This window comes from Nostoc sp. C96, from assembly GCF_059384975.1.
The window spans coordinates 5944466-5956509 of the sequence record NZ_CM182020.1 but is presented as its reverse complement, the minus strand read 5'-3'; the positions used below and the strand labels follow the sequence as shown (position 1 = coordinate 5956509).

Annotated in this window: 5 protein-coding genes; 3 read left to right on the top strand and 2 right to left on the bottom strand. The window is 38.5% G+C overall.

What is annotated here, in order from left to right:
- Window positions 1-43: 43 nt before the first annotated feature.
- Together AC504W_RS25380 and mtnA are read right to left on the bottom strand one after the other, a co-directional pair.
- The gene (locus AC504W_RS25380; RefSeq protein ID WP_494874996.1) at window positions 44-1180 is read right to left on the bottom strand and encodes a retroviral-like aspartic protease family protein; all 1137 of its coding nucleotides are present in this window, start codon (window positions 1178-1180) and stop codon (window positions 44-46) included.
- Between the two features lie 110 nt (window positions 1181-1290).
- On the bottom strand, window positions 1291-2355 hold the full coding sequence (mtnA, locus tag AC504W_RS25375; protein ID WP_494874995.1) for an S-methyl-5-thioribose-1-phosphate isomerase: 1065 nt from the start codon (window positions 2353-2355) through the stop codon (window positions 1291-1293).
- Window positions 2356-2454: 99 nt separating this feature from the next.
- Between mtnA and AC504W_RS25370 the strand changes: the two genes are divergently transcribed.
- The 3 genes from AC504W_RS25370 (at window position 2455) to AC504W_RS25360 (ending at window position 11948) form a co-directional block, all read left to right on the top strand.
- On the top strand, window positions 2455-3561 hold the full coding sequence (locus AC504W_RS25370) for a TRAP transporter substrate-binding protein (protein ID WP_494878761.1): 1107 nt from the start codon (window positions 2455-2457) through the stop codon (window positions 3559-3561).
- A 333-nt stretch (window positions 3562-3894) separates the two neighbouring features.
- Window positions 3895-9963, top strand: a complete 6069-nt coding sequence (locus AC504W_RS25365) for a hybrid sensor histidine kinase/response regulator (RefSeq protein ID WP_494874994.1) — start codon at window positions 3895-3897, stop codon at window positions 9961-9963.
- On the top strand, window positions 9960-11948 hold the full coding sequence (locus tag AC504W_RS25360; RefSeq protein WP_494874993.1) for an ATP-binding response regulator: 1989 nt from the start codon (window positions 9960-9962) through the stop codon (window positions 11946-11948). The genes AC504W_RS25365 and AC504W_RS25360 overlap by 4 nt, the downstream gene beginning before the upstream one ends.
- The last annotated feature ends 96 nt before the right edge of the window (window positions 11949-12044 follow it).

Sequence of the window (12044 nt, the reverse complement as noted above, 5' to 3'; positions counted from 1 at the left end):
GAATGCCCACAATAGTAATATTCTTACCTCCTGCCTTCTGCCTCTAAGGTGTTAAAACTAAACTTCCCGATTCCACAACTCCTAGTGCATTGGGTTTGCCAAAGCGCCAATGTTGTTGATATTTGTTGAGAAAGTTTTGACCAATAATACCTTCTACACCAGGGAGCTTAAGGATATTACTTTGTTCAACAATAACAGCATCAATTTCAGTTACTTGATGTTGCTGAATTTGCAACTTAGTCAATTTAATTTTTTTGACTGTTTCCCTTCCGCCAAAACCAAAGATTTCTGATGTTTGGGCGTTGCGATCGTCAATGCCTAATTTTTGAGCTACAGATTTGGAAACAGCTATTGTATAGGCTCCTGTATCCACAACAAAAGTAAAAGGCCCTTGACCGTTAATATAAACCTGAGCAGTTAAAATACCAAAGCTTCCTTTAAGGGGGATAGCATCAGCAACAAAGTTGGAAGGTGGTAAAAGTTGCAATTGTTGTTTTTTAGGATTGAGGACAACATCGAATTTACTTAAAAAATCCAGTCCTAAAACTCCAGAGATATCTTTTGGTAGTGCGTATGTAGGTAATTCTAAACCCTGAATTCCAGAAACAGTGGCAGAATTTACGCCTAAAACTGGTAAAGCATGAACCTTAACATCTAGATTTTTGAAGTTATTGCCAATGACTGGTTTATATTCCAAAAGTCCATTCGGCACAGGTTTGCTTTTAAGCCCTAGCTGTTGAGCAATTTGAGTATTAATAATTGTCTGTCCACTACCTGTATCTAATATAAAAGTTTGAGTTTGTCTACCAACGCGGACAGGAATTCTAAAAATAGAACTTTCTCCATTAAAGTTAAGTTTTACCTTGGCTTGTCCTTGGCTAGTAGATTGAGGAAGTTTCACACCAACGGCTTCCATAAAAGCCGCGACGCGATCAAAAGCATCAGGACGAAATTCTTCATTTGACCCTAGAGTCAGAATTTGCAAAGCACACTTTGTAGCAATAGCTTCTGATTCTGTTTGATCAATTGGCTGTTGATGAGAAATTTTAGCTTCAGCGCATTGTGAGACTTCTTGTAAAAGTTGTTGACCAAGGCTTGAATTAGCTAGTTTACTGTTAATTTGACCAACAGCAGATGTCGGTATCAATGGGGAAAAACTGCTGAAAAAAATGCCTGCCATAAATATATGAGAAAGCAGGCTTTTGCATCGGGGAGAATTTTTGTTTGTTGGAGTCTGGTATTTTTCCCACCGACGCTGAATGAGAGTTTGCATAAAAACAGTAATGATAGTTAGTTAACACACTGTTTTAACTGGTACTTAGCTAAATCGCCAGGTGCAAATGCTCCATTTTCTGTAATTATGGCTGTGATTAACTCGGCTGGGGTGACATCAAAAGCTGGGTTGTAAAATTCCACACCTTCTGGGGTGAGTCTTGTGTCCCCAACTTGGTAAATTTCCTCTGGGTGACGTTCTTCAATGGGGATGAGACTACCATTAGCTAAGGCAAAATCAACGGTAGAAAACGGTGCCGCAACAAAGAAGGGTATATTATGGGCTTTGGCAACGATCGCTAAACTATAGGTACCAATTTTATTGGCTGTGTCACCATTCGCCGCAATGCGATCAGCCCCCACAACTACAGCATGAATCAAACCCCGCTGCATACAATGGGCGGCCATGTTATCGGTAATCAAAGTCACAGGTATATTTTCTTGCACACATTCCCAAGCGGTGAGTTTTGCACCTTGTAACCGAGGACGGGTTTCGTCGGCAAATAAACGTTCTAAGCGCCCTTCGCGCCAAGCAGAACGCACCACACCCAAGGCTGTACCGTAACCCGCAGTTGCTAACGCGCCAGCATTACAGTGAGTCAGTAAAGTGAGTTTTTCGGGTGTTTTAGGCAACACCGTTAAACCATGATCACCCATTGCCTGACACGTTTGCAAATCTTCCGCATTAATGACTTGGGCTGTGTGAAATAAAACTTCTTTGATATCTTCGACGCTTCCTTCAGTGGCGTGGGCAGTATTTAACATCCGGCTAATTGCCCAGAATAAGTTTACCGCCGTGGGACGAGTCTCTCGTAATAATTGGGCGACTTTTTCTAATTTATTTAAGAATTCAGTGCGTTCGCTGGTGATAATTTCTCTGGCCCCAAGATACATACCATAGGCCGCAGCCACACCAATTGCTGGCGCACCCCGCACAATCATGGTTTTAATCGCCAGCGCCATATCTTCACTGCGGTGAATTTCGACAAAGGCGTACTCATTAGGTAAACGGGTTTGGTCAATGAGTGAGACTGAATCGTTGTGCCAAATAACCGGATAAACTTGGTTTGCAGAATTTGTCATAAAAGAAGTTAGCTTGAGAAAGTGAAGTAGGCGATCGCAAAGGTGTGAAAATTTAAAGACTGCGATGTTGACAGTCAATTATTAACATTACCAAGCATGATGAAACGCCGAAAGATTTTAAACACAGCTGCTTTAGCCACAGCCACGGCTGCTACCCTAGCGGCTTGTAGTCGTAGCACTACATCTCCCGGAGTGCAAGCTGGACTCCCAACTGTTCGCTGGCGTATGGCCACTAGTTGGACTAAAAGTTTGGGGACTTTTATTGGTGCAAAAGTAGTTGCAGAGCGTGTTAAGCAAATGACTAACGGTCGTTTTACAATTACCCCCTTCGCCGCTGGTGAGTTAGTCCCAGGACTGCAAGTTTTAGATGCTGTCCAAGCCGGAACTGTAGAATGTGGTCACACAGCCAGTTATTATTACATTGGTAAAAGTCCGGTTTTAGCTTTCGCTACCTCTGTACCCTTTGGTTTAAATGCCCAACAGCAAAATGCTTGGTTATATCATGGCGGTGGCTTAGAAGCGATTCAGAAAATCTACGCCAGTTTTAACATTATTAATTTTCCCGCTGGTAACACTGGGGCGCAGATGGGGGGATGGTTTAAAAGAGAAATTAAAACTTTAGACGACCTCAAAGGTTTAAAAATGCGAATTCCCGGCTTAGGCGGACAAGTAATGTCGCGTTTGGGTGTGAATGTACAAGTTTTACCAGGAGGCGAAATTTATTTGTCACTTGACCGGGGTGCAATTGATGCGGCTGAGTGGGTAGGCCCTTACGATGACGAGAAACTGGGTTTAAATAAAGCTGCGAAATATTATTACTATCCAGGTTGGTGGGAACCAGGGCCATCTTTGGATGTATTAGTAAATCTGAATGCTTGGAACAAGTTACCCAAAGAGTATCAAGAAATCTTCAAGACAGCCACTTTTGAAGCCAATATGAATATGCTCACTGAGTACGATACTTTGAATGGTGCAGCACTTGCGAGATTGATTGCTGGCGGTACACAACTCACTCCCTATAGCCAAGATATATTACAAGCTGCACAGCGAATTGCTATTGAGATATATGAAGAAAATGCCAGTAAAGATCCCAACTTTAAACAAGTTTACGAACAGTGGAAAAACTTTCGCCAACAAGTTTATAACTGGAATCGTGTGAATGAATTGAGTTACGCCAATTTTGTCACTTCTACTAATAGCAAGTAATAGTTTCCCCACACGCAGCTGTGCTTTGTGTGGGGATATAAGTTTGCTGTTGAGTGCAGTTATTTATCTGGGTGGCGATCGCCCAAAAAATAGTCAATCAAAGCAGTTTATTTGTATTAGGATGAAGATACATCAGTTCTATACCCATGATTTATCCCCATTTTTCTAGGTGGGCAATGCTGTTAGTTCCAAAAGAGCCAATTTTGATGTTATCAGCATTGTCCACCAGAAGATTATTTATTGAGCATCACATTAAAAAATTCTTTAGTAATACCAAAATAGTGCGTTGAACACTGAGGTCAAGATTTAGCTCACGCAAGTGACAAAATAAATATGAGTATTATTCTTGCCGAATACAATCTCATCAAAGTTCTTTATGATGACATAAATACCTGTATTTACCGTGCGTTTAAAGAATCTGCACAAATATCAGTAATCATCAAAACTTTTAAAACTGCTTATCCTACAATCGAGCAAATCACTCGCATTCGATACGAGTATCAAATACTGCAATCTTTGGCAATAGCAGGAGTGATTCAACCTCTCGCTTTAGAAAGTACACAAAACGGACTAGCGCTGATATTAGAAGATTTTCCTGGCGAAATACTTCAGGATTTTATTAACACAAACACTTTAGAATTACACAATTTTTTACAAATAGCAATTCACTTAGCCTTAACACTATCTCAGTTACATCAAAATCAAATTATTCATCAAGATATCCAACCTCGTAATCTTTTAATTAATCCTAATACTAATCAAATCAAAATTATAGATTTTAGTAGTGCTTCACGCCTATATCAAGAAACTCAGACAGTGAATCATCTCAATTTGCTAGAAGGTAGTCTTGCTTATATGTCCCCAGAGCAAACTGGGAGAATGAACCGTTCAATAGACTATCGCACTGATTTGTACTCTTTAGGTGTGACATTATATCAAATTTTGCTTGGCAAACTGCCTTTTGAGGTAAATGACCCCTTAGAAATAATTCATTCTCATATTGCTAAAATTCCCATACCACCTCAAGCCTTAAATGCTCAAATTCCTCCAGCAGTTTCTCATATTATTATGAAATTATTAGCTAAAACTGCCGAGGAAAGATATCAAAGTTCCTTGGGTTTAAAAGCTGACTTGGAATTATGTTTAAACCAGCTACAAGCAACTGGTAAAATTGAGAATTTTGTTGTTGGTCAACTTGATTTATCTAGTCAATTGCTGATACCACAAAAACTTTATGGGCGAAAGCAAGAAGTTGCTCAATTGATAAATATCTTTGAGCGAGTTAGTTCAGGTACAACTGAATTAATGTTAGTTAGCGGTTATTCGGGAATTGGTAAATCTTCTTTAGTTAATGAAGTTTATAAACCCATTATTCGCCAGAATGGTTATTTTATTTATGGGAAGTTTGACCAGTATAAACGCCATATACCTTATGCGGCATTGATTCAAGCTATTCAAGAATTAATCCGCCAGATATTAACAGAAAGTACTGAAAAAATAACCAACTGGAAAAGCAAAATCTTATCAGCAGTTGGTGTTCACGGTCAAGTGATTATTGATGTGATTCCTGATGTCGAAAAAATTATCGGGACTCAGCCTGAAATCCCAGCATTAGGAATTAATGAATCGCAAAACCGCTTTAATAGATTATTTCAACAATTGATTGATGTATTTTCGCAAGCAGAACATCCACTAGTAATTTTTTTGGATGACTTACAATGGGCAGATGTAGCATCTCTCAAGTTAATTCAAATACTGATGAGTGACAGAGAGAGTCAATATTTATTATTAATAGGTGCATATCGTGATAATGAAGTGAGTCCGACTCATCCCTTAATCTTAACTATAGAGGAAATACAAAAAATTGGGATAAATGTCAATCATATTGTGCTTCAGCCTTTAGAAATTTGGCATATCCAACAATTAGTTAGTGATACACTTAAAAGTCACACAGAAGAGTCACTAGAAATAGCTAATTTAATCTTTAATAAAACCCAAGGTAATCCATTTTTTGTTACCCAACTGCTCAAATCTCTTTATCAAGAAAACTTATTGTTTTTTGATTTTAATACAGCATCTTGGCAGTGGAATCTTGCCCTGATCAAAAATATTGAGATTACCGATAATGTCATTGAATTGATGGTCAATCAAATTCAAAAATTATCACCTACTACCCAAAGAATTTTGCAATTAGCTGCTTGTATCGGCAATAAATTTAATTTAGATGTTTTGAGTATTGTTAACCAAAAATCATGGACAGCAACAGCAGCGGAACTTTGGGAGGCTTTACAAGCAGGGTTGATTTTACCTTTAGATGCGTCTTATAAAATACCTCTAGTTTTGAATGAACAGCCAGAAGCAAAATTACTAACAGACTCGTTACAGCAACCAATTACCTACAAGTTTTTACATGACCGTGTACAGCAAGCATCTTATTTGCTAATTCCTGATGTGGAAAAAAAAGCTACGCATTTCCAAATTGGTCGATTACTTTTACAACAAACATCACGAGAAGAACAAAAAGAACATATTTTTTCTTTAGTAAATCACTTAAATTATGGTATCGATTTACTAACCTCAGATTCAGCAAAATATGAGTTGATTGAACTCAATCTAATTGCAGGTAAAAAAGCGAAAGCCGCTGCCGCGTATGAGTCTGCTGTGCGTTATTGCAATATAGCTTTGAGCTTATTAACAACTGTCAGTTGGCATCAGCAATATGAATTAACATTAAACTTATATCAAGAAGCAGCAGAAGCGGCATTTTTAGACGGTGACTTTGAGCAAATGGAGTTATTAGCTGAAGTAGTATTACAACAAGCTAAAACGCAACTGGAAAAAGTGAAGATTTATGAGTTACGCATCAAAAGTTGTGAAGTCCAAAGAAAACTAATTGCAGCAGTAAAGCTTGGTTTAGAAGTTTTGGAAATGTTAGGAGTAACACTCAACCAAGCACCGACTGAGTTAGATATTCAGCAAGCTATTCAAGAAACTACAACTTATTTAGCAGGTCAAGGAATAGAAGATTTAATTAATTCGCCTTCAATGACAGATGCTCACAAACGAGCAGCAATGAGACTAATAGCAAGTTTAGTACCTGCTGCTTATCAATCTGCACCTGCATTATTTATTTTGATGGCTTGTCAACAAGTAAACTTATCTATTCAGTATGGAAATACACCGTTTTCAGCGAGTGGTTTTGCTGATTTTGGTGTAGTTTTGAGTGGTTTATCACAAGATATTGAAGCGGTTTATCAAATTGGCAAATTAGCTTTAAGCTTATTAGAATGCTTAGATGCTTATGAAGTGAGAAGCCAAGTTTTATTTAAAGTTGGCACTTTTATAATTCATTGGAAACATCATGCGAGAGAGGCTTTACCACTTTTAGAAGATGCTTACTTGAGTGGATTAGAAGCTGGGGATTTAGTACATACAGGTTATTCAGCCGCTAATAAGTGTCAATATGCCTACTGGAGTGGTGGGGAATTAACCAACCTAGAACAGGAAATGGCAAAATATGGTAAGGCGATCGCGCAAATTCATCAAGAGACTGCCCTAAAATGGCATCAAGTCTTTCACCAAGCAGTTTTGAATTTAATTGGATTATCAGCAGAACCTTGCCTTTTAATTGGTGAAGCTTACAACGAAGAGCAACTGTTACCATTCCACATCCAATCAAATGAGCGCACAATTATTCATTATGTATTCCTCAATAAATTAGTTCTCTGTTATCTATTTGGTGACTTTGCTCAAGCTGTGGAAAATGCCAGCAAAGCCGAACAATATTTAGATGGGGTAACAGGGTGGTTAAATGTGCCATTATTTTATTTCTATGATTCTTTAGCACAACTGGCCATCTATCCATCAGTTTCATCTACACATCAAAAACTGCTGCTAGATAAAGTGCAAACTAATCAAGCAAAAATGCGGAAATGGGCAGATCATGCACCGATGAATTTTCAGCATAAGTATGAGCTGGTTGAGGCAGAAAAAGCCCGCATCCTTGGTCAATATTGGCAAGCAATGGCAAATTATGACAAAGCTATTGCTGGGGCTAAAGCACAAGGATATATCCAAGAAGAGGCTCTCGCCAATGAACTAGCCGCAAAGTTTTATTTTGCCAGTGGTAGAGAAAAAGTCGCCCAGATATATCTTACAGATGCTTACTATGGATATAGTAACTGGGGTGCGATCGCCAAGCTGAGAGATTTGGAAGCTAAATATCCCCAAATTGTCGGACGACTGTCGGAACGTCAAACGCTAAATTTAGACAAAAATCAGCTGATGCACTCGATAAATCACAATATGAGTGGAGCTTTTGATTTAGCCACAGTCATGAAAGCCTCCCAAGCTCTTTCTGGGGAAATTGTTTTAGACAAACTACTAGCTAAATTGATGCACATTTTGCTAGAAAATGCTGGAGCAGAAACAGGGTATTTAATTTTAGCTAAAGCCGATAATTTATTTATTGAAGCATCGGGTAGGTTTGGTCAAACTGAAATCAATGTGCGACAGTCAACTCCGGTAGAATCTAGCCAGAATTTGCCAATATCGCTAATTAATTATGTGCAGAGATCGCGGGAAAATGTTGTTCTCAACGATGCTACTTCTGAGGGCGTATTTACAACAGATAATTATATTGTCTTGCATCAACCAAAATCTATTTTATGTAGCCCGATTGTGAATCAGGGTAATTTGGTTGGTATTCTTTACTTAGAAAATAAATTAATTGCTGGGGCATTTACACCAGCAAGATTAGAAGTTTTACAACTTTTATCATCACAAGCAGCAATTTCTTTAGAAAATGCCCGGCTCTATCATGATTTAGCAGAATATAATCGGACATTAGAAACAAAAGTTAAAGAACGCACTTTAGAATTACAAGCAAGAAACTTACAACTACAACAAGAAATTCAAGAACGTCAAAAAGCCGAAGAAGTCGCCGCCGATGCTAACCGCGCCAAGAGCGAATTTCTGGCGAATATGAGTCACGAACTACGTACACCACTAAATGGAATTTTAGGTTATACACAAATATTTAAAACAGATGACTCTTTGAGTAGTCAACAACGGAATGGTGTAAACATTATTCATCAGTGTGGTGAACATCTTTTAACATTGATTAATGATATTTTAGATATTTCTAAAATTGAAGCTCGGAAAATGGAGCTAGAGTTGAAAAAATTTAATTTTTCAGCATTTTTAGAAGGGGTTATAGAAATTTGTCGGCTACGTGTAGAAACTAAAGGGATAGGTTTAGTTTACCAACCCCTTGGCTATCTACCTGAGTTAATTTGTGGTGATGAAAAACGCTTACGGCAAGTTTTAATTAATTTATTAAGCAATGCCGTAAAATTTACAAAAAAAGGTAGTATAACTTTTAAAGTCGGCTCTATAAATCAGGACGGAGACTGGATATTAGATATAGATAAACTTGCTGCTCAATCTCCACAGTTGAAAATTCGCTTTTTAGTAGAAGATACAGGAATTGGCATTGCTCAGGAGCAATTAGAAGACATATTTTTGCCATTTAAACAAGTGGGTGAGGATAGTTTAAAAACGGAAGGAACCGGACTAGGTTTAACAATTAGCAGTCAATTGGTGCAGATGATGGGTGGCAAATTATTTGTTAAAAGTGAACTAGGCAAAGGCAGTATTTTTTGGCTAGATTTAGAATTACCAGAGGTTGAACAACTGAGCAATGTTGATATTAATGAACTAAATATTATTGGTGTTGCTGGAGCTAAACGCAAAATTTTAGTTGTGGATGATAAGTGGGAAAATCGCTCAGTTTTGGTCAATATTTTAGAGCCTTTAGGGTTTGAAGTTTTGGCGGCTAGTGATGGCTTAGACTGTTTGCAGAAAATACCTGAATTTCAGCCAGACTTGATTTTAATGGATTTAGTGATGACAGGAATGGATGGTTTTGAAGCTACCCGTCGCCTGAGATTGTTACCAAATTTTCCGGAAATAGTCGTAATTGCCGTATCCGCAAGTGTGTTTGAGTTTAATCAACAAGAAAGTCGAAAAGTTGGGTGTGATGATTTTCTCCCCAAACCTATCCAAAAAGCCGAACTTTTAGAAAAGTTACAAGTTCACTTAGGATTGGAATGGGTATATGAAGACAAGGTAAGAAAGATGAAGGATAAACAAAAAAGTTCAATTTATCCTTTACACTTGACATCTCAGGCTGCGATTGTGCCTCCTCCCGCAGACGAACTGGCAATTTTGCTAGATTTGGCTATGCGGGGTGACTTAAGAAGTATTGCGGAACAATCGCTCAAACTAGAAGAACGGGATGAGGAGTTACAACCTTTTGCTACTCGTTTATATCAACTAGCAAAAGGTTTTAAAGGGAAACAAATATTGGAGTTTCTCCAAAAGTGTTCTGAGGCTTTATGAAAAATGATTTTAATAAATCGGGTGTCATTTTAATTGTTGATGACACTCCCATTAATTTAGAAATGCTGTTTGATTTTTTAGGTAAAGCTGGATTTACAGTATTAATTGCTGAAGACGGCGAAAGTGCGATCGCCATAGCAGAATATGGTAAACCAGACTTAGTTTTGTTAGATATCCTCATGCCGGGAATCGACGGTTTTGAAACTTGTCGTCGTCTGAAAGCCAAGGAAGCAACTCAAGATATTCCTGTGATTTTTATGACAGCACTTTCAGAAACTGTGGATAAAGTCAAAGGCTTTGAACTGGGTGCAGTAGATTATCTCACCAAACCACTCCAACACCAAGAAGTATTAGCCAGAATTCAACTACATCTCAAGTTGCGAACCCTTACCAAAACCCTGCAAGAGCAAAATTTGCGTTTGGAAACCGAAATTGCCGAACGTTTACAAGTTGAAGAAAAAATCCGCGAACAAGCAGCTTTGTTAGATGTTACTAGCGATGCAATTATCGTTAAAGATTTTGATAATCAAATTTGTTTTTGGAACCAAGGCGCTGAACATTTGTATGGCTGGAAAGCTGTAGAAGTCATGGGAGAGAATGTCAATCAGCTTTTGTATACGCCAGAAACTTTATCGCAAATACAAAATATTTATGCAAGTATAACTGAGTCTGGCTTTTGGCAAGGAGAATTAAAACAAGTTAACAAACAAGGACAGGATGTGATTGTGGCTAGTCGTTGGACATTAATGTGCGATCGCCATAACCAACCAACATCAATTTTGACTGTTAATACTGATATTACCGAAAAAAAACATTTAGAAAGTCAAATTCTCCGCGCTCAACGTCTAGAAAGCATCGGTACACTAGCCAGCGGTATCGCTCACGACTTGAACAATATTCTGACTCCAATTTTGACCGCTGCACAACTGCTACAACTCAAAATGCCCAACACTAACGAGCGCAATCAGCAGATGTTGAAAACCATCGAAGCTAATTCTAAACGTGGAGCTGCTTTAGTCAAGCAAGTTTTGCAGTTTGCGCGGGGAGTGGACGGTCAGCGTAGCATTGTGCAAGTCAGCCATCTATGCTCCGAAATCCAGCAAATTGTCCAAGAGACTTTTCCCAAATCAATTGAATTCACACACAACATTCAGCCAGGACTTTGGGCTGTGATTGGCGATGCAACACATCTTCATCAACTGCTGATGAACTTAGTAGTTAACGCCCGTGATGCCATGCCTAGAGGGGGTAATATTAAAATCTCCGCGGAAAATCTCTTAATAGATGAACAGTATGCGCGCATGAATCTGGATGCGCGTGTCGGCGCTTATATTGTAGTAACTATTGCAGATACAGGTATGGGGATGCGGTCAGAGATTATTGATAGAATTTTTGAACCGTTTTTCACCACCAAAGAAATTGGTAAAGGTACGGGATTAGGTCTGTCTACTGTTAGAGGTATAATTCAAAGTCATGGCGGTTTTGTGAATGTGGCTAGTCACGTTGGCAGAGGTACAGAATTTAAAGTTTTCTTGCCAGCAGTGGAAGTAGCAAATACCCTACTAGGGGAAGACTTAGAATTGCTCAAAGGTAACGGAGAATTAATATTAGTAGTTGATGATGAAAGTGGAATTTTAGAAACCACCAAAATTTCTTTAGAAACTTACAACTACAGAGTATTAACAGCTAGTAATGGTATTGAAGCGATCGCTCTTTATGCTCAACACGAAGACGAAATTAGCCTTGTGTTGATGGATATGATGATGCCATCAATGGATGGCGCTACTGCTATTAGTACGATGCAAAAAATGAATTCTCAAGTCAAGGTGATTGCTGTTAGTGGTTTGACAGCCAGTAGTAAATTAACCAAAATGCCTGGAGTGAAACAATTTATTCCTAAGCCATATACAACAAAAGATTTGTTGCAGACCTTACATAGCATTCTTGTACAGTCATCTCGAAACCCAGAGAGTGTGGCTAAATAGTAGATAAAATAGCAGGGAATAGAGAAAGGGGAACAGGGTTGAAAGCTTTTTAAACCCCACCCTGCCACAGCTACGCTTTGTCTCCCTTTGTGTGAA